The sequence below is a fragment of the Sulfitobacter sp. EhC04 genome, assembly GCF_001650875.1.
In the GTDB taxonomy this organism is placed as follows: domain Bacteria; phylum Pseudomonadota; class Alphaproteobacteria; order Rhodobacterales; family Rhodobacteraceae; genus Sulfitobacter.
The window spans coordinates 215,829-236,106 of the sequence record NZ_LXYI01000089.1 but is presented as its reverse complement, the minus strand read 5'-3'; the positions used below and the strand labels follow the sequence as shown (position 1 = coordinate 236,106).

Annotated in this window: 15 protein-coding genes; 5 read left to right on the top strand and 10 right to left on the bottom strand. The window is 59.7% G+C overall.

Annotation, left to right across the window (positions count from 1 at the left end):
* Position 1 precedes the first annotated feature (1 nt).
* Genes A8B82_RS22725 through A8B82_RS22710 form a run of 4 tightly spaced genes read left to right on the top strand, consistent with a single transcriptional unit; the run spans position 2 to position 4,641 of the window.
* A complete protein-coding gene (locus A8B82_RS22725) occupies positions 2 to 1,282 on the top strand; it encodes an AAA family ATPase (RefSeq protein ID WP_067297826.1) in 1,281 nt (426 codons plus the stop codon).
* Positions 1,283 to 1,286: 4 nt separating this feature from the next.
* Positions 1,287 to 2,687 carry a CpaF family protein gene (locus tag A8B82_RS22720; RefSeq protein ID WP_067297825.1) on the top strand — a complete coding sequence of 467 codons (1,401 nt, stop codon included), beginning with the start codon at positions 1,287 to 1,289 and terminating at the stop codon, positions 2,685 to 2,687.
* A complete protein-coding gene (locus A8B82_RS22715) occupies positions 2,687 to 3,649 on the top strand; it encodes a type II secretion system F family protein (protein WP_067297823.1) in 963 nt (320 codons plus the stop codon). The genes A8B82_RS22720 and A8B82_RS22715 overlap by 1 nt, the downstream gene beginning before the upstream one ends.
* Positions 3,650 to 3,657: 8 nt before the next feature.
* The gene (locus tag A8B82_RS22710; protein ID WP_067297821.1) at positions 3,658 to 4,641 is read left to right on the top strand and encodes a type II secretion system F family protein; all 984 of its coding nucleotides are present in this window, start codon (positions 3,658 to 3,660) and stop codon (positions 4,639 to 4,641) included.
* A gap of 48 nt (positions 4,642 to 4,689) precedes the next feature.
* Here A8B82_RS22710 and A8B82_RS22705 read toward each other — a convergent pair whose 3' ends face one another.
* Genes A8B82_RS22705 through A8B82_RS22690 form a run of 4 tightly spaced genes read right to left on the bottom strand, consistent with a single transcriptional unit; the run spans position 4,690 to position 8,964 of the window.
* Positions 4,690 to 5,256, bottom strand: a complete 567-nt coding sequence (locus A8B82_RS22705; RefSeq protein ID WP_067297819.1) for a PqiC family protein — start codon at positions 5,254 to 5,256, stop codon at positions 4,690 to 4,692.
* Between the two features lie 3 nt (positions 5,257 to 5,259).
* Positions 5,260 to 7,707 carry an MlaD family protein gene (locus tag A8B82_RS22700; protein ID WP_067297816.1) on the bottom strand — a complete coding sequence of 816 codons (2,448 nt, stop codon included), beginning with the start codon at positions 7,705 to 7,707 and terminating at the stop codon, positions 5,260 to 5,262.
* Entirely contained in the window at positions 7,700 to 8,359 is a 660-nt protein-coding gene (locus A8B82_RS22695) for a paraquat-inducible protein A (protein WP_201120891.1), read from the bottom strand. Before A8B82_RS22695 ends, A8B82_RS22700 begins: the two co-directional genes overlap by 8 nt.
* On the bottom strand, positions 8,302 to 8,964 hold the full coding sequence (locus A8B82_RS22690) for a paraquat-inducible protein A (RefSeq protein ID WP_067297813.1): 663 nt from the start codon (positions 8,962 to 8,964) through the stop codon (positions 8,302 to 8,304). Before A8B82_RS22690 ends, A8B82_RS22695 begins: the two co-directional genes overlap by 58 nt.
* Positions 8,965 to 9,117: 153 nt before the next feature.
* Between A8B82_RS22690 and A8B82_RS22685 the strand changes: the two genes are divergently transcribed.
* A complete protein-coding gene (locus tag A8B82_RS22685) occupies positions 9,118 to 9,678 on the top strand; it encodes a type 1 glutamine amidotransferase domain-containing protein (protein ID WP_067297810.1) in 561 nt (186 codons plus the stop codon).
* Between the two features lie 127 nt (positions 9,679 to 9,805).
* Here the strand turns inward: A8B82_RS22685 and A8B82_RS22680 are convergent, their stop codons facing one another.
* The 6 genes from A8B82_RS22680 to A8B82_RS22655 form a co-directional block, all read right to left on the bottom strand.
* Positions 9,806 to 10,777, bottom strand: coding sequence for a C45 family autoproteolytic acyltransferase/hydolase (locus tag A8B82_RS22680; RefSeq protein WP_067297807.1), 972 nt, complete (start codon positions 10,775 to 10,777; stop codon positions 9,806 to 9,808).
* 27 nt (positions 10,778 to 10,804) lie between these two features.
* Complete coding sequence (locus tag A8B82_RS22675) at positions 10,805 to 12,262, bottom strand: biotin carboxylase (RefSeq protein ID WP_067297801.1); 1,458 nt, start codon at positions 12,260 to 12,262, stop codon at positions 10,805 to 10,807.
* Positions 12,263 to 12,279: 17 nt separating this feature from the next.
* Entirely contained in the window at positions 12,280 to 15,018 is a 2,739-nt protein-coding gene (locus A8B82_RS22670) for an aminotransferase class I/II-fold pyridoxal phosphate-dependent enzyme (protein WP_067297799.1), read from the bottom strand.
* 76 nt (positions 15,019 to 15,094) lie between these two features.
* Positions 15,095 to 16,207 (bottom strand): carbon-nitrogen hydrolase family protein, encoded by a 1,113-nt coding sequence (locus tag A8B82_RS22665; RefSeq protein WP_067297798.1) that lies wholly within the window; start codon positions 16,205 to 16,207, stop codon positions 15,095 to 15,097.
* A 163-nt stretch (positions 16,208 to 16,370) separates the two neighbouring features.
* A complete protein-coding gene (locus tag A8B82_RS22660) occupies positions 16,371 to 19,121 on the bottom strand; it encodes a TRAP transporter permease (protein WP_067297794.1) in 2,751 nt (916 codons plus the stop codon).
* A 113-nt stretch (positions 19,122 to 19,234) separates the two neighbouring features.
* Entirely contained in the window at positions 19,235 to 20,194 is a 960-nt protein-coding gene (locus A8B82_RS22655; protein ID WP_067297791.1) for a TAXI family TRAP transporter solute-binding subunit, read from the bottom strand.
* Positions 20,195 to 20,278 lie beyond the last annotated feature (84 nt).

The window sequence follows — 20,278 nt, the reverse complement described above, 5'->3', positions numbered from 1 at the left end:
CATGACAATCGCCCATCATGACATCGAACGACAGGTTGCTGCCGCCGTCGCGGACCAGAACGAACTGGGACGTGCGCATCGTACGAAGGTCATCATCGCGGTTCAGACACCTGAGCTGGGCCAGAACCTGAGCGATGAAATGGGACAGGACCCAAGCGTGGACGGAACAATTGTGCATGGCGCGCTGGCTGCCGTGCTTTCGTCTGGTGAAATGGATCTGGGCAAGATCGACATCATCGCATTTGAGGTCAGCGACGACCCAGAGGCCGATATTGCCGCGCTGACAGAAATAGAGGACATCCTGACGGTTCCGCAGTTCATCGCCGTGTCCACCCGCACATTGGCTGAGGATACCCGGCGGGCGCTGAAAAACAGCGGTGTGCAGGATCTGCTGGTCATGAAACTGAAGCAGCCCGAACAATCAGCCGACCCAGAGCCACAAGTTGCGGCCCCCGCGCCCGAGACGCCGGCGATCGCGCCGGATGTTGCCGCCCCGGATGCACCCGAAGCAGCCCCCCAGATGATCGCGAAGGGTCACGGTGACGTGACCGTCATGTTGCGGGCGCGCGGGGGTGCGGGTGCATCGACCATCGCGGTCAACCTCGCCGCTGCCCTCGCCAGGGGCAGCGAAGCGGGCAAGACCGCACTGGTTGATCTGGACATTCAAAATGGTGCCATTGCCCTGATGCTGGACCTGCCCGATTCCGAAGAAGCGACCCGATTTATCAGGGGCAATACCGCGCCCGACACCGCGTTTCTGGACAAGGCGATGGTGCGACACGCAAGCGGGATGGATGTACTGACCGCGCCCGATGTCTTTGCCCCGCTTTCGGCAATTTCGCCTGAAGACATGATCACCCTGATGAGCGCGCTCAAGACCCGTTACGATCACGTTATCATCGACATGCCGCAAACCATTGTCGACTGGATGGACCCGGTTCTGGCCAACGCCTCCCGCATCCTGGTGGTGGGGGACATGTCTCTGCCCTCGGTCAAGCGGACCCGTCGGCTGATCAACCTGATCGCGGAAGAACACATGACCCTGCCAATCAAGGTTATCATGAACCTCGAAAAGAAACCGCTGGTCGCCTCCGAAGCTCACAAGGAAGCGGCGCAGTTGATCGGTCGCCCCCTGCTTCATTGGATACCCACCGATGCCCGCGCGGCGAAGCGCGCCATTGATCTGGGCACGCCCCTGATCACCAGCGCCAAACGTTCCGCACCGGCCAAAGCGATGGCAAGCCTGCACAAAACGCTCTTTGCGGCCACACGGAAAGGATAAGCAGATGTTCAAATCTTTCAACGCCACATCCAGGCCCGCCAAGGCAACACCATCCTCCGTCGCACCAGCGGCCTCTGCACCGGCCCAGCCGCGTCCCGAGCCAGAGAAACGACCCACCGCAAGACCAAATGCAGGTCCGAACAATGGTTTGAAAACTGAGCTTCACACGCTTTTGCTCGAACAATTGAACCTGACCGTGCTGGACAAGGTCAGCAAGACCGATCTGCGCCACGAAATCGCCGGGCTTTCCGCGCAGTACCTGCAGGACAGAGGCCATCAGATGCCATCCGCCGCCTTCCAGGCACTGATGGATGAGCTGCTGGACGAAGTGCTGGGCCTTGGCCCCCTGGAGCCGCTGCTGGCGGACCCCACGATCAGCGATATTCTGGTCAACGGCACCGACAAGGTTTTTGTCGAACGGCGCGGCCTGCTGGAACGGACGGATGTGCATTTCCGTGACGAGCGCCATCTGCTGCGGATCATCGACAAGATCGTATCAAGCGTGGGCCGCCGCATCGACGAAAGCCAACCCTGGGTCGATGCCCGGCTTGAGGACGGCAGCCGCGTGAACGCGATCATCCGACCCTGCGCCATTGACGGGCCGAGCCTGTCGATCCGCAAGTTCTCCCGCACGCCGCTGCACATGGAAAAGCTGCTGGAACATGGCGCGCTGTCCAAACCCGCTGCCCTTTTTCTTGAGGCCGCCGTGAAGGGCCGCATGAACATCCTGATCTCGGGCGGCACCGGATCGGGCAAGACGACAATGCTGAACGCATTGTCCGCGTTCATCGACCCGCGCCACCGGATGGTCACCATCGAAGACGCCGCCGAACTGCAGTTGCAACAAGAACATGTCGTCCGCCTTGAAACCCGCCCCGCAAACGCCGAAGGCACGGGCCGCATCACCCAGCGCGATCTGCTGATCAACGCGCTGCGGATGCGCCCGGACCGGATCATGGTGGGCGAAGTGCGCGGCAACGAAGCCTTTGACATGTTGCAGGCGATGAACACCGGCCACGACGGGTCGATGACCACGATCCACGCCAACACGGCCCGCGACGCGATCAGCCGGTTGGAACAGATGGTCACCATGGTCGGCGGCGACTTTCCGATGCAGGCGGTCCGCTCGCAGGTCGCAGCCGGCCTGCAACTGGTCCTGCAACTCAATCGACTGTCGGACGGGCGCCGCAAGGTTACCAGCATCTCCGAGATTGTGGGCCTCGAAGGGGACACCGTGATGATGCAGGACATCTTCGTTTTCAAGAAGATGGGTGTCGGTGACGACGGCAACGTGAAAGGACGGATGATGGCGACCGGTGTGCGGCCCCGTTGCTTTGAGGCGTTGATGTCTTCCGGTGTCAAACTGGCGACAGATGCCTTTTCGATGATGGACGAGGTGGCGTGATGCCAATTGAAAGCTCACTGACGCTGATCTGGTATCTGGCGGCTGCAGGCATTCTGCTGCTCGCGATCCTTGCGTTCCGGATGATCTTTGCCCCGGAAAACGCACAGGAGCGGACAGCGGCAAAGCGGCTGAAGAAAATGCGCCCCAAAACGGGCCATGGCATCGCCGAAGCGATGGTTCGCAAACAGAACCAGCGGCCCACCGGCCGGTCCATTCCGCTGATCGGTGATCCGGCCCTTCTGGTGCGCCGCGCGGGGCTCGAAGGCAAGGAACCCCTTATCCTGGTCGCAATCGCGGTGCTGGCCCTGGGCTTTGGCATTGCGCTGTCATTACGGTTGAGCGCAGTTGTGGCATACCCCGCAGGGGTCATCGCATCCGTATTCATGGTGCGGTCCTTTCTGCAAAAGCGCCATGCGAAACGGGTCGACGCCCTGACCCACCAATTGCCCGATGCGCTTGACCTGATGATGCGTGGGTTGCGGATTGGCCATCCGGTCAGTGCCACCATCGCAAACGTCGGTCGGACCATGCCCGACCCGATCGGTGCCGAGTTCCGCCAGTTGGCCGAGCAGGTCAGCCACGGCGACTACCTGACCGATGCTTTCACCGATCTCGCAGATCGCGTGGGCCAGGAGGATGTCGAATATCTGGCCGTTTCGATCCGTATCCAGCACGGCACGGGTGGCAATCTGGCTGATATGCTGGGCACGCTCGCCAAGGTTGTCCGCGACCGCATCGTGATGCGACGGCGGGTCAAGGCGATTTCCTCCGAGGGGCGCATGTCAGCCTATGTGCTCTCGGCGCTGCCAGTGCTGATCTATTGCATCACCTCCTACACGGCACCGGATTACTACGGCGCAATCAGTGACGACCCGATGTACCAACCCATCGCGATAACCATCGTCGCCCTTGTGGTGGCCAACTTCCTGGCGCTGCGCAAACTCGTAACCTTCAAGATTTAAGGCATTCCATGCTGGCCGCATCCACCCTCACCGACGCCACGCAATTTGCGTCACCGCAGACGTTGATCCTGTTCGCCGCTCTTGGGGCGTTTGCGATGCTGTTGTTTGCAGCTTATGGCTTCTTCCAGACCCGCGATCACTCCGCAGCTCGCATGCGGTCTATGTCGGCAGCAATGAACGATGGGAAATCAACTCTGAGCAAAGGCAAGGAATCTGCTCCGCGTGGCCTGAAAAAAGCGTTGATCCCCGAAGATCCATCCGAGCGGGCGCAGATCCGGTTTCAGCTTGCCAAGGTCGGGTTCGAGCGCGCGGATTCAGTCGAGGTCTTCTTCCTGGTCCGATTGTGCCTTGCGCTGGCCGCGCCAATTGCCGTCTTTACCGCGATTTTTCTGGCGCAGGCCGGCCTGTTGCCCCCGTTCATCGCCGACAAGATCGAAGCGACCTCGAAGCTTCGCCTTTTGCAGATTGCGGCCATCGGGGCGGGTGTCGGATTTTACGGGCCGGGCATGTGGCTCTATTCCCGGATCAAGGCCCGCAAGGACAAGATTTCCAAGGCTTTCCCAAACGCTCTGGACCTGGTCCAGATCTCGGTCGAGGCGGGGCTGGGCTTTGACGCTGCGATCAACCGTGTGGGCAACGAACTGGGCGGCGTAGCCCCGGAAATCGCCTATGAATTCCTGCTGCTGCAACTTGAGATTCAGGCCGGTCGAGACCGGGAAAGTGCCCTGTTCGACATGGCCGAGCGGATGGGCATAGACGAGGCGCGCTCCTTTGCCCTGGTAATTGCGCAATCCCTGCAATTCGGCACCAGCCTGACTGTCGCACTCAAGACTTATGCCCTTGAGATGCGCCAGATGCGCGAACTGGCGGCACAGGAGAAGGCCAACAAACTCCCTGTCCAGATGTCCGGCGTGATGTCGGTGCTGATGCTGCCAGCGCTGTTCCTGATCACCCTGACGCCGATCATCATCCGCTACATGGCAATTTACTGATCGCTCAGCAAAGACCTGCGATGGCCGCGTCGCCTTTGGGCCAGAACCCTATTTCATCCCGTCTCGCGCGATGAAACGGGCAAGATCCAGGATCAACTGCCCCCGCGCGGCAGCGATGGCCCCCGGCCCGCCCGCTGGATCAAAAGCCACGCTCAGGTCAAACAGGCCCGACCGTTCCCGTCGGCCATCCGTCACAGCAACGAAATACTGCCCGGACGCACGAAATGACCCGGTCGACATCGCAACCAGATCGGCAAAACGCACCTCAAGCCGTGCATCGGGAAAGGCCTGGAAGGGCCAGGGTTCCGACGCGACGCGGCGCCCCGTCATCCGGGCAAGGTTCTGGCTCAGCTCCAGCGCGATGGCGCGTTCCGGCGCATCGGCCCAAAGCACATCGGATGAGCTGGTGAGCGTCCCGTCTTCGGCCTGAACAGCGATTTCATCAGATGCGGCGTAGCTGGGCAATGAAACATCCCGCACTTCGACAGCGGCAAAGGCGATGCGCTCGCTCTGGGTCACGGCCGGGGTGTTGACTGCGAAGCGGGTCGCATTGCCACCACAGGCTGCCAGCATCAGGATCAGGCCGAAGCCCAGTGCGCGTTTTACAAAAACCATCTGTTATCTTCCCAGCAAAAGAGAATTGGGGTTACGTTCAATCGTCCGCGCGAGCGAAGTCAGCGCGTCGGCGGCCTTTTGAATATCGCGCAGCGTGTCCTGTGCGGTACGGCTCAGCTGATCGCCCTTGTCATACCCCTGGATCGTCCGGCTGGCCTGGGCAAACAATCCTGTCAGCCGTTCCAGGATCTGCGGCAAGTCCTGTGCAGTTACTGCGATATTGTCCGCGGCAGCCCGTGCAGAGGCCAAGGTCTGGTTCACATTGTTGATCGCCCCGCCCTCGCGCAATTCCTGCAAGGTATAGTTCACTTCGTCCAGCGCCCGTTTCAACGATCCCGGCAGCGCCTTGGCGTCTTCGGTGCCGATCAGATCATCCGCCGTCTGTGTCAGGGCCGTGAGTTCGGACAGAAGTTCTTCGACTTCCAGCGACTCGGCCTTGTTCGCAACGGCTTCGAACCGGGCAATCAACTGCGGCACCCCGGCGACGGAAGAATTGACCGCGTCAGTTGCCTTGGCCGCGTCATCCAGAACCTGGCTGATCTTGGCAGAAAGCTCCGGCAAGTTGTCCGTTGCCGTCGCGACATTGGCGGCTGCCTGGCGGGCAGAGGCAAGCGTCTGGTTCAGATCACGAACCGCACCGCCGTCACGCAGTTCTTTCAGCGTCGCGTTTACCTGATCGACCGCGTCCTTCAGGGCGGCAGGCAGTGCTGCGGCCTCTTCCGACCCGATAACGGCCTCTGCAGTATCGACCAGGGCGGTCACCTCGGCCACCAGTTCCTCGACTTTCAGCGCTTCGGCTTTCTGAGCCACGGCACGAATGTCCTCGATCAGATCGGGAACCCCTTCAATCGACGTGGAGACCGAATCCGCCGTATCGGCAACCGTGTCGATGGCAGCGACCAGCTTGGCCGAAAGCTGCTGCTCCTCCAGATCGGCAACCAGCCCTTCGACCCGCTTGAGAGTCGCATTCAAGGCAACCGGGATATTGCGCACGTCTTCCGAGGCGACCAGCCCCTGTATTTCGGCCAGCAGGTTGCGCAGATCCTGCGGTGTTTCACGCAGCGCCTGATCGGAAACCAACGCCTCGGCGGAGTCGAGGAAGGTAATGGCGGAATTCAGCAACTCTTCAATTGGCAGGCTGTTGATGCGGTTGAACACCCCTTCGACCGTCGCTGCAGCGTCCGACACTTCACTTTCCGTGGTCGGCATCTGCGGCGATAGCCCGTCTTTGCTGACAAGCTGCGCCTCCATTGCGTCTGCCACATCTACGAATTCGATCTTGAGGCCGCCGGTCAGCAGGCTTGCCGATGCAAGCCGTGCGCGCAGGCCGGTGGCCACACGTTCCTTGAGGAAAGCCAGCGCGCTTTGCGCAGTCACCTCACCGGGCAGGCCCAGCCGCGCGGGCTGCACCGAGATATTCACGTGCAAGCGAACCCGGCTGTCGCCATAGACATCATAATCGACGACACCTGACAGGGCCTCCACCTCGCCGATTTTCAGGCCCGCCATTTCGACGGGCGCCCCAACGGCAAGACCGGATATATTGTCCTCGAACACCACGCTCAGTTTCAGCGGATCAACTTCGGAGGCATTGAAAAGCGAATTGCGCGCGGATTCCTTGTCTGGGTAGATCTCGAACACGGACCCATCCTGCACCCGGCCTCCGCCAGAGACGAAAGTGTCGAAAGTGACCCCGCCACCAACCAGGGTAGCCAGGGAGGAAAAGTCGATCTCGGCGCCGGACGGTCCGATGTTCACACTGAACCCCGAGGCATCCCAGAACCGCGTATTTTCATTCACCAGTGACCGGTGTTCTTCGAATATCAACGCCTCCACGATGGCGTAATTGCCGCGCGGCGCGATCTTGGCACGTCCAACGCGACCAACTTCGATGCCCTTGAACAGGATCGGCGCGTTATCGGTCAGCTGGCCATTTGCCACGGTACGAAACGCAATTTCCAGCCCTGCCTGGCCCGACCGGATCAGCGGCGGCTCTGCCGCGCCGACAAACCGTTCCGTCGGCGTGCCAATCTGGTCGTCCCATGATCCTTCGATATGCACGCCGCTCAGCACCGTGGACAGCCCGGTGATGCCCTGGGCCGTTACCTCCGGCTGCACGATCCAGAACACCGAGGAACTGTCGATATAGGGTGCCACGTCCTTGTCCACCCGGATGGAAGCAACCACTTTGCCCAAGCCTTCGGTAAAACCGACGCTTTCGACTTTACCCACCGTGATGTCGCGATACCTCAGCTCGGTTTCGCCGGCCTTGATACCCGCGCCGTTCTCGAACTCGACGATGACCAGCGGACCACGGGCATTGTAGGACTGCCAGGCAACACCCAGCGCAACCACCAATGCCAGGATCGGCAGGATCCAGATAAAGGATGCGCCACTGAAAAAGACCTTGCGCACAGGTGATACCGATACATCCGGCAACTCATCATTCATCGCGTCCTGGACCCCCATCCTTGACTTGCGCATCCCAGATCAAACGGGAATCAAAAGCTTGCGCCGACAGCATCGTGAAAATCACCGACAACGCAAAAAATATGCTCGCCGGGCCGGGATTTATGGACGCCAGTGCCTTGAGTTGCACCAATGCGGACATAATCGCAACGACAAATATGTCGATCATCGACCAGCGGCCGATGTATTCGACCACCTCATACATCATCTGTCGACGGCGCATGCTGATCCGGGAACCGGCGTTGATGCTAATCGCAAGATAGGCCACAGCCCAGAATTTTCCCAACGGGATAAAGACGGAAGCAAAGATGATGATCGCCGCGATTCCAAAGTTGCCGTAATGCGCCAGTTCGACCGCACCGCCGATGATGGTGCTGTCATCCTCCTGAAACAGGGTGCGGGTCTTCAGCATCGGAAAGATGTTCGCGGGGATATAGCACATGAACCCGATCACCCAAAGCGCCCAGACACGGCTCAGGCTGTGGGTATCACGTGACACCAGTTTGTGACCACAACGCCCGCATATGCTGGCCGAAACCGGCCAGACCTTTGCGCAACGCGTGCAGGCAACAAGGTTCAGGTCCTTGGCGCTGACGGTGTTCTGGGGTTTTCCAGTGAGTTCCATACAGACCATTTACACATAAAGCTGTCTTGCGCGATGACAAGGACAACGAGAATACCGAACATCCAGAAAGCGGGGCCAAATCCGACCTGGGCAAGATCCGACACCTTGACCAGCGCAACTGCACAGCCGATCGCGAAGATCTCTGCCATGGACCAGGGCCGCAGCGCCTCTGACAGGCGGAAAGCCTGCATGGCATGCGGGGCCGGGTCACGGTCCAGCACCACGGGCACAAGCACATAAAGGGTGAGGAATGCGCGAACCAGCGGGATGATGATGATCAGCCCCGCCGTGGCCAGCGACAGGAAAATCATCGGCCCCCCTGAAAAGGCGAGCGCCGCATCCAGCACCGAAACGGCATTTTCCGTGCCCGCCGCATCAATCGACAAAAAGGGAAAGACAGCGGCCCCGATGACCAGGATCATCACCGCGAGCGCGACGGCAATGATGCGCAGCCCGGCGTTCTGCCGTGGCGCGATCAGCACCTTATGGCATCGCTGGCATTGCGCACGCTCCCCCACGCGGGGCCGTTTCAGATGATAAACAGCGTCGCATTGCGGACAAACAATCAGTTCATCCAGCGGCGTGCTTGTCATGGGTTCAACTGTGTCCTTCATAAGCGATTGATATAGGAAGGTTTGGCTGCATTACACGCCTATTTTCGGATCACATGCGTACCGCGGTTTCCTGCTGACCCTGCGGCATGGTGGAACAACCGGCAGTCGCAGGCGTTTTCACGGTGAAACTCCATGCAACCAAGGAGACACCAGATGACACAGATAAATAACGCAACCATCCTGATCCTCGCCACCAACGGCTTTGAGCAATCCGAACTGGAGAAACCGCTGACTGACCTGCGGGCCAAGGGTGCCACGGTCCATGTATCGACACCGGACGGCAATGACATCAAAGGTTGGGACACCGATGATTGGGGTAATACCGTCCCCGCCGATCTTGCCCTGGCGGACGTGGACATCCACACCTACGATGCGATTGTCCTGCCCGGCGGTCAGATCAACCCCGATCTGCTGCGCGTTAATAAGGACGCCGTGAAAATGATCCGTGACTTCGCCGACGCCGGCAAGGTTGTTGCCGCCGTCTGCCACGCGCCCTGGCTGCTGATCGAGGCCGGTATCATCGAAGGCCGCAAGGCAACATCCTATGCGTCGATCTCCACCGATATGAAGAACGCGGGTGCGCTTTGGGAAGACAGCGAGGTTGTTGCCGACCAAGGTATCGTGACCAGCCGTCAGCCCGGTGATCTGGACGCCTTCGTCGCCAAAATCGTCGAAGAGATCGAGGAAGGCAAACACGAGCGCAAAGCTGCGTAGCCCATCGGATCGCCCAGTATGGCCCCAAAGAAGATGGCCCCGCTCAACGCTGAGCGGGGCCATTTTTGGCCTGGACGCGCGATCTGCGCCTTATGTCACAGGGATGAACCGCGCTCTGTTCGGCGCTTCACGCGGCACCCGGCACCAGCACCTCGCGCGCGCCTTCGGTGAAGTCACTCAGCGACAACGCCCAGGTCGTGCCGGGCCAGCGCAGTTCCATTTCGCGCTTTCGGGGGCGGTAGACCGCCGTGTAAAGCGTGCCAAACCCGGCATTGAATGCCGTCGAGTAAAGCGGCGGTTTCAGGAAGGCATTGATGAATTTTTCTTCCGGGTCCTTGTGCAGCCGGAGCCTTTGCAGCAGGAACCGCTCGCGTTCGACCGTTGCGGTGAACCTGGCATGGCTGACCCACTCCACGTTCTCCTGATGGTTCGTTGCCACAGCTGCGTGGGTGATCAGCGCCTCACGGTCCGGGCCCATCATCGCGGTCGCATACTTCCGCTTCTTGTCCAGCACCGTCACATTATAGCTCATGTGCGTGGGCACCCGCGCCAGAACCGCCGTCGCCTCTTCGGTGGTTGAACAGGTCTGCAGCACATAGCGCAGGATCAGCGGCACGCCGAACCCCTTCCCAACAATCCGCCGCCCACCGAAGGTAAGCGAAATTGCCAGCCCGGCATCGTTCACACCATCCACCAGCCCCCAAAGCCCGTCCGAGGTGCCCATGACCCTGCGCCCCTGCCAGTTGGTCCGCAGCACCAATTGGTCAAAGGCATTTGGGTTGTAGTCATAGTTGCGCACCATGACCGGTTCCCTGCCCGCCCAGATCGCCTGCGAACAGCCCGAAAGGTAGGGTGGCGGGTTGTAGAAGCTCAAGAACCGCGCGGCATTGTCGCCGCCGCCCGCAAGCGCGCAAAGATCGTCGTAAAGCGGCAGCATCTCGGGCATATGCTCGCCCAGGGCACGCCGACACTCCGAATAGGTCGGCCGGGCGGACGCACCTTCCTTGAGCCACCACTTGCGATAGTCGGGCCAATATTCGGCGAAAAGCCCGGACCACTTCGATCCGGGCGTTTCAATATCAAGTGCACGCCAGTACATCGCAACCTTTCGGCGGTGAAAGTTACATCAGAGGATCTTGAACGCCGGGTCCGACAGTTCCGGACCGGCCTGGGCGGTTGGCAGGGGTTTGCCGTCCACGCCGCTCTTGATCCCGTGAATCCACTTTTTCGCACGCTCGTTCAACTGGAAACTTTTGGTCATCGACCGGCCACGTGTCACCAGGATGCCGATGTCGGCCCCTTCATAGCGATAATCGCCGGGTTGCAGGATGCGTAGGAAGAAGGCTTCGTTCTCCGATTCAACGGCGCGCCGGTGATAGTCGAAGCGGTCAAAGACCACGCGCCCGTCTTCCAGCATCTTGTAGATGCCGGTTTCCGGGGACGTAGTGCAGATGTCCACACTGTCGTCGGTGTGCTTGATCACCATCTGGGACCAGCCGTCGATCATCTCCGGGTCGGCCCAGCGGCTGTTCAACTCGTCCACATCGAGGTCGAATTTCTTCTTGGAGAACTCAAGCAGGTGGAACAGGAACAAAGGCGCATCCGCATGGGCAAACGCCGCGTGGTTGGTCATGGAGGACGCGCCGGTGATGCGCGGGTTCAACTCGCCCAACCAAAGGTCGCCGGTCTTTTTGTCGATTAGAAAATCAAGCTCGAAATATCCGCGATAGCCTTCCTTGCGCAGCTGTTCACCGAACTTGAAGGTTAGCTCACGCGCCTTTTCGCGCACTTTCGGCGGGAACGCCGTTGCCAAAATCTCGTTGCCGCACCAGCCACCGCGATAGGGCGTCAGTTCCTTGAACCCCACCAGTTCGGTCATCAGCGGCCCGACAATTGTGCCTTCCTTTGTCGCGCAAGCCTCGATCGCCGCCCCCCGGCAGTCGATCCGCTTCATGATCTTGATCTCGCCCTCGCCCACGATCTCGGATTCGTGGCGGCGGAAATCGGCTTCGGACTTGATGAAGAACGTCGTATGCCCGCTGTCGCCAAAGGCCGATTGCAAGACAAGGTCGTGGCCGAGGTTTTCCTTCTCGCAGATCTTCTTGAGATGGTCGTAATCCTTGACCTCCGACAGGGCATTGGGCACCGACGGCACACCCGCCTTGTTGCCGATGCGGACGGTTTCGATCTTGTTGTCCATGCTCTGGCGCAGTTTGGCTTTGGGGAACCACACGGTTGCGCCCAACTCCTTTGAAAGGCGCTCTGTCTCTTCATCGAACATCAGAAACACGAACTTGGGCTTGCCGCCGCGCCGCTTGATGAAGTCGATGACTTCCTTGTGCTGCAACAGGTAGTTGTTGATATCCTCGATGGACTGGAATTCCGCATGCGGCTGCTCTGACGGGCAGAACACGTTGGGGTGCTTGCCGCCGTAGCAGTCGATGTAGCAGATATATTTGAAATTCTTCACCCATTCATCCAGCCCCAGAAGGTTGAAATTCGTCGCCGAGATGAAATAGATGGGGTCTTCGTTCCGGTGAAAGAACCGGCGGATTTCTGAGATATTCTTGAGAATAGTAGCCATGGTATTGGTCCTTTTCCTTAGTCCGAAGTTGCAGCAAGCCGGTTGGCGCTGACGCCATCCAATGCCTTTTGGGTAAACACGCGCAGGCCCAGATCGGGCCGGTAGCCATGGATTTCGCTGACATCCAAAGCGCGCATGAAATCAAGGATTTCCTCCGAGATCACCTGTCCGGGGACAAGGATCGGGAAACCCGGTGGATAGGGGATGATAAAGCTGGCAGAGACCAGCGTCTTGCCCTCTTTCATCGCGTCCTTGAGAGAGCCGTCAAGCTCAAGGTAGTCGCAGTTCTCATCGTCGTAGCTAAGATAGTACGCCGTGCGGATATCCCCTTCCGGCGTGTCCTGAGCGGCGCGGAAAGCGTCGTGGAAACGGCTGAAATCCGGCAGCGGCGGGTAATGCTCCATCAGGTTGGTGACCCGCTTGTCAAAGGACAGGCGCTCCATCCGGCTGGCATCATCCAGACGCTCATCCAGGCTTTTGGCGATCTCGACCAGAACCTCGATCAGATAGGCGACAGAAGACCGTGTGGTGCCGATGTTGGTCATGAACAACACGGTATTGCGCGAGGTCTTGTTGATCTGGATGCCGTATTTATCCATCAGGATCTCGGTCTTGAACGTGTCACCGTCCCAGCCCGTGCCGCCAACGGCCAGGGTCACGCGCGTTGGGTCGAGGGCGAACTCGTCGTTCTCCCAGCAATCCCACATATCGGTCCAGCCTTGCTGGGTGTCGAAATAGCTGGTCACGCCACTTTCGCGATGCGCTTCCGGGATCATGTCACCGGCCGTCAGAATCTTGAAATATTTCGACAATAGGGGATGTTCAGAAATCGCCCGGCGCATCGACATTGCCGCTTCAACCTGTCGCTGCACGAATTCGAAGCCTTCCAGTTCCACCTGTCGCCTGCCTACGTCCAGTGAGGCGATGATCTGGTAGTTGGGCGAGGTCGACGTATGGGTCATATAGGCCTCGTGGAATGACTGCTCCACCTCACCCTTGAAGTCCTGATCGTTGACGTGAATCATCGACCCTTGCCGCAGAGAGGTCAGCGTCTTGTGCGTTGACTGCGTGGCATAGGCCCTTACCCGCGCATTGGGTGGCGGGAGCAGGCGGGTGTTCAGCAGTTTCTCGGCATCGGCTTTTTCCAGCTTTGCCTGCTGGGCTTCGTACAATTGCGCGTGCTCGTCCGAACGCAGCTTTTCACGCAGGGAGTTCGCCGCATTCATGGCGGTCCGCTGCCGGTAGGTCGGGCTGAAGCGGGCAAAGGCGAACCATGCCTCGTCCCAGAGGAAGATCAGGTCGGGCTTGATTGCCAGACATTCCTCCATCACCCGTTCGACATTATAGACCAGCCCGTCGAAGGTGCAGTTGGTCAACAGCAGCATCCGCACCTTGTCCAGCTTGCCCGCTGCCTTCAGGTCAAGCAGTTGTTTCTTGATGTCATGCAGCGGCACAGCACCGTACATCGAATATTGGTTCAGCGGATAGCTGTCCAGATAGCAGACCTGCGCGCCCGCAAGCACCATGCCGTAATGGTGCGACTTGTGGCAGTCGCGGTCGACCAGAACGATGTCACCCGGCTTGATCAGCGCCTGCACCACGATCTTGTTACAGGTCGATGTGCCGTTGGTGGCAAAAAAGGTCTGTTTCGACCCGAATGCCCGCGCGGCAAGCTCTTGCGCTTCCTTGATCGGGCCGTGGGGTTCCAGCAGGCTGTCCAGCCCGCCCGACGTGGCAGAGGTTTCCGCCAGGAAAATGTTCGGCCCGTAAAAGGCCCCCATGTCCTGAATCCAGTGCGACCGGGAAATGGATTTACCCCGGCTGATCGGCATGGCGTGGAACACGCCGGTGGGTTGCTTGGAGTATTCGACAAGGGCTGTGAAGAATGGCGATTTGTTACGCGACTGAACACCCCGCAGGATGTTCAGGTGCAACTCCATGAAGTCTTCCTGGTTGTAGAAGACCCGGCGACAAATCCCCAGATCCAGTCCGGCGATGTCCTCGACCGAACGCTCGGTGACCAGATAGGCATCCAGCTCCGGGCGCACCTTGGCAATCATCCGGCACAACTCGGGGCCATAGACCTCGGGTGACAGCGCGCTGATTTCCTTGCGTCCGCCCGCGCGGGCCAGGTAGCGCGTCAGGATTTGCAGGTCCATCGACGATTTCAGGGTCAGACCGGGACGCACGACGATGGCTTGAATGTTGTGGTTGAACATCACCGCAATCAGCGCATCCTCGATGCTTGGCACGACAACCGCCTCATAGATAAACGGGTCTTCGCTGCGCCGCATGCGGGTCATGTTCGCCTTGAGCCAGCGTTCCTGATGCTCGTTCACGTTGTCGACGATCAGGACCTCGAAATATGGCTTGGCCATCGCACGCGCTTCTGGCGGCAACATGGCCTCGTCATCATGTTCATCCTGGTCGATGCTGTCACGTTCCAACGGGATGTGCCGCCGCCTGTAGGCCCCGGTGGTCAGCGCGCGGGTCACCCGATTGATCGCAAATGCGACATCTTCGAATTTTTCATGCTCGAACTGCCTGCGCATGTGCTCGAATGCCGCCATGCCCGGAAAGGCCCAGTAGGCTTCGATCATCGCCAATGACTCAAACAGTTCTTTGGCGGTCTTGGTCAGCTTGTTCTTTTCGGCGGGCTTGGGGTCGCGCGTGAGGGCGGATGTCGCCTCTCTCAATGCGCTCCACCGATCAGAGCGCATTTGGATCGCCGAGGAATAATCGTTCAAGGAATGCATTGTGTTCTCCGTTGTAGCGGGGTCACCAACGACATTCCGCCCCGGCACCGAAGCGCCAGGGCAAACGTGTGGCGGTTTACCCGCTGGATGTTTCTTCAGTCCCGGTCAGAATGCCAGGTTTGACAGGCGGGTTCGGCACCCCCCCGGCAGTTGCCGCGGGGATTTGTGATTCAGTGGCAGGAATAGCGGTTCCGGCAGTTGGGTTCGGCATCGGCTCGGGTGCGAAACCGCCCGGTGTGTGAGAAAAGGCAGACATTGAATCCTGCCCCTTGAAGGTCGGAGCCTCTGGCACACGCTGGGCCGGTACATCGACATGCAACCCCGCCCTTGTGCCCTGATGCGGGATTTCAAGCGGGCCGAGCGTTTGCAGATAAGCATCCGTGCCACTGGTGCGGTCATAGACAGAGAAATCGGTGGACCGGTCGCGGAAGGACTTCAACACCTGGCCCAGCCCTTTCATGCCCGTCTCGCGTTGACGACGTACCATGGACAGGTCCACTTCGATCGGGAACATGTCTTCTTGCCCCGCCGACTGGTGCAGCACCATGGAGGTCGGATCGACCACGCAGGATTTGCCCACACCGCCCGCGCCCAGACCGTTCACGTCAAAGATATAGCATTGAAACTGCGCCGCCGTCGCCCGCGCGATCGCCAGTTCAGCATCGCGGTCGGTCGTGCCGGTAAGTACCGGGTGCAACAGCACCTCGACGCCCTGGCTGGTCAGCTGGCGCGTGGTTTCCGGGAACCACATGTCATAGCAGATCGACAGGCCGAAACGGCCCACGTCCGGCACATCGAACACACAGAACTCAGTGCCAGCGGCGATACCTGTCTCATAGGGCCTGAACGGGAACATCTTGGCATAGCGGCGGATCACCTCGCCTTCAGGGTTGATGACCACAGATGTATTGTAGACGCGACCGTCTTCCGGATTCTTGAGGAACATGGAACCCGGTATCAGCCAGACCCGGTGCTTTTTCGCGGCTTCCTGGAACTTGCCGATGGTCTCGTTTTCAGGCGGCAGTGCAAAGCGGTCCAGCGGACCAAAGGGGGCAAGTTCAGAAAACAGCACCATCTGGGTCCAAGGGAACCGCGCCATCAGGATGTCGAGCCGCTGGATCATGCCATCGACGTTCGATTGCAGCGCATTGACGTACATTTGTACGCCGGCAATTGCGAATGGGGTCATAACTTGTCACTCCGTGAAAGGCGGTGCGAGGGCTTGGAGGCGCCCTTGATAACACCGGATTGCACGTCCCTTACGCCCATAAAAGGGGAAGGGAAACAGGCGAAGTTGCGCCTGCTTGATTCGCCCTGATCAGGCCGATATGACCGCTGTGCCGGAATGACGGTCAGGCCGCCTGAGGCTCGCGCGCGGGGCGACCGTTGCGGCCCCGCTGCAGAAAGACCACCAGCGCCAGCAGCAACAGGGCGGGGATGAACATCAGGTACTTCGTTGGTTGCGAAACCGGCTTGAGCACGCGCAGCACCTCCTGGTCCCAATCCAGACCGGCATTTTGTGCAGGGCTGTCGAAAGCTACGTCGTCAATGATCATCTTGTCGCCGTCCTCGCGGAACACCAGACCCGAGGTTTCCAGCTTTTCCTCACCTGTCGCGCCTTCCCCAATTGGCAGGATTGCCACGAATTCGATGGGATCGCCCAGGTCGTTGACCCCCGCAACCCGCAGGCGCAGATCGTTCCCCGGCATCGTGTCGGCGGCAGCCTGCGTGATCTCGGACGGCGCGACCTCATCATAGGGCGGCGATACCATGTCCATCCAGAAACCCGGACGGAACAGCGTAAAGGCGACCAGCAGCAGCGCGATGGTCTCGTAAAAGCGGTTCTTCGCCAGGAACCAGCCCTGCGTCGCCGCCGCGAACAGCAGCATCGCGACAGTGGCCACAACAAAGACGAATATACCCTGCCCCCAACCGACATTGATCAACAGCAGTTCGGTGTTGAAAATAAACAGGAAGGGCAGCGCCGCCGTGCGCAGCGAATAGAAGAACGCCACCACGCCGGTCTTGATCGGATCTCCGCCCGACACCGCCGCAGCGGCAAAGGACGCAAGGCCGACAGGCGGCGTCACATCCGCCATGATCCCGAAGTAGAAGACGAACAGGTGCACGGCGATCAGCGGCACGATCAGCCCGTTCTGCTGGCCCAGCGTCACGATCACCGGCGCCAGCAGTGCCGACACCACGATATAGTTCGCCGTGGTCGGCAGGCCCATCCCCAGGATCAGCGACAGCACAGCCGTCAGCGCCAGAATGGCGAGGATGTTACCGCCCGACAGCACTTCGACCACATCGGCAAGGGCGGACCCCACGCCGGTCTGGCTGACCGCGCCCACGATGATACCTGCCGTCGCCGTGGCGATGCCGATCCCGATCATGTTGCGCGCGCCTGTGACCAGACCGTCGATCAGGTCCAGGAAGCCATCCTTGATGTCGGTTGCCAGTTTGCTCTCGCCGCGGAAAATCGCCATCAGCGGACGCTGGGTCAGCAGGATGAAGATCATGTAGGCCGAAGCCCAGAAGGCCGACAGGCCCGGCGACAGACGGTCCACCATCAGCGCCCAGACCAGCACGACAACCGGCAGGATGAAATGCAGGCCGGACCGCGCGGTCGGGCCCGGCAAGGGCAGTGACGTAACCTCGTCGTTCGGGTCGTCCAGTTTCAGCGGTTCTTCCTTGCTCGCCACATACAGCAGCGCGACATAGACAATCGTGAGGAAGGCAAAGATGATGTAGGAAGCCGTTTCCGGGAAGGCGGGGCGGATCCAGCCCATGCCGTAGTAAACCACAAAAGACAGAACACAGATCGCTGCGATGGCAAAGGCCATGCCGATCAGGCGCTGCACGATGGGCTTGGGCGTATAGGCACGCGGCAGGCCCTGCATGCCGGCCTTGAGCGCCTCAAGATGCACGATATAGACCAGCGCGATGTAGGAAATCACCGCCGGCAGAAAGGCATGTTTGACCACATCGAAATAGGGGATGCCGACATATTCGACCATTAGGAAGGCCGCAGCCCCCATGACCGGCGGCATGATCTGACCATTGACCGAGGAGGCAACTTCGACCGCGCCCGCCTTTTCAGAACTGAACCCGACCTTCTTCATCAGGGGGATGGTGAATGTGCCGGTCGTCACCACATTGGCGATGGACGAACCAGAGATCAGACCCGTCATGGCAGAGGCAACAACAGCGGCCTTGGCCGGTCCGCCCTTCATATGGCCCATCAGGCTGAACGCCACCTGGATAAAGTAGTTGCCCGCCCCGGCACGGTCCAGCAAGGAGCCGAACAGCACGAACAGGAACACGAATGATGTCGAAACACCCAGCGCGATGCCAAACACACCTTCGGTGGTGATCCATTGGTGGTTCACGATCTCGGACAGGCTGTTGCCCTTGTGCGCGATGATCGAGGGCATGTTTGGCCCCAGAACCGTATAAAGCAGGAAGACCGAAGCAACGATCATCAGGGCCGGGCCCAATGCGCGACGGGTCGCCTCCAGCAGGATCAGGATGCCAATGACAGCCACCACATAGTCCTGCATGATCGGTGCGCCGACGCGGTTGGCGATGTCACGGTAGAACAGGAACAGATACAATGCAGCCAGCGCGCCGATGATCGCAAGCGCCCATTCCCAGATCGGAACCCGGTCCTTGGGAGAGCCAAGAATGACCGTTGCCGCGACCGCAATCGCCGGAAGCGGAATCCACCAAGTCGCGATACCATCTTTGGCGGCAACCATGAACAGCGCCGCCAGTGCCAGCGGCACGACGATGCCCAGCGCCATCTGGAACTTGGTCCGCGCTGCCGGAAACGCCATGATCCCCAGGAAAACGGCAAAGCCGAGGTGGATGGATCGGGCAAGCGTGTCGTTGAACAGGCCGAATGGCGATGCGATGTAGAGTTGGAACAATGACCATGCCAGAGCGACCAGCATCAGCAAGGTGCCAATCGGTCCGCGAACGGACCTGCCACCGGTGTCAGAGGATGCGACAAGTTCGTCCAGTTCGGATTGGCTCAATCCACCACGGCCATCGGCGGCGGCTTCTACCGCTGCGGCCTGCTGCTGATCACTATTGGTCATTTTAGATCGTCCCTGTCTGAGCCCCGCATTTGCGCAGGTGCTTGTTATATGCCCCTTCGGGCGATCCGGCGGCGATCAGGACCGCCACCGGACAAAGCATGGAACAGGTTGGCTTATTCGATCCAGCCACGCTCTTTGTAGTATTTCGCGGCGCCGTCATGCAGCGGCGCGGAGAGACCGCCCGAGATCATCTCTTCTTCGGTCAGGTTTTCGAACGCGGGGTGTAGACGCTTGAACCGGTCAAAGTTGTCAAAGACCGCCTTGACCACCTGGTAGACCACATCGTCGTCCACATCGGCGGAAGTCACGAATGTCGCCTTCACACCAAAGGTGCTCACGTCACTGTCGGTGCCCTTGTACATGCCACCCGGTACGGTCGCGGCCGCATAGTAAGGATTGTCCGCGATCAGTTTGTCGATCTCGGGGCCTTCGACGGGCACAAGGCTGGCATCAATGGTTGAAACCGCTTCCTGGATGGAACCGTTGGGATGGCCGACGGTATAGATGATCGCATCGACCTTGTTGTCGCCCAGCGCAGCAGCCTGTTCTGCCGGTTTCAGTTCGGAGGCCAGTGCAAAGTCATCCAGCGTCCAGCCTTTCGCATCCATCACGACTTCCATCGTGGCGCGCTGGCCAGAGCCGGGGTTGCCGATGTTGACCCGCTTGCCCTTGAGATCGTCAAAGGATGCGATACCGCTGTCGTTGCGGGCGATCACGTTGAACGGCTCACCATGCACGGAGAACACCGCGCGCAGTTTGTCGAACTTGTCCCCTTCGAACTGCGAAGAACCGTTGTAGGCGTGGAACTGCCAGTCAGACTGGGCCACACCCATGTCCATGTCACCCGCCTTGATGGCATTGATGTTGGCGATGGAACCGCCGGTGGAAGGCGCGGTGCATTTCAGGTTGTGATCGGCAGTGCCGCGGTTTACCAGGCGACAGATCGACTGACCGACGACAAAATAAACACCGGTCTGACCGCCTGTACCGATGGTAATGAACTTCTCTTGTGCTGTGGCCGCAGTACCGGCTGCCATGGCCCCGGCAAGTGCAAGCATCTTGAACATATTCATGTAAGTAACTCCCTAATTATTGTTTCGACGCCCGCCTGTTTTCGGCGGACACCGTACCGTTTCGGCAATCTGTTGCGGCCCTGA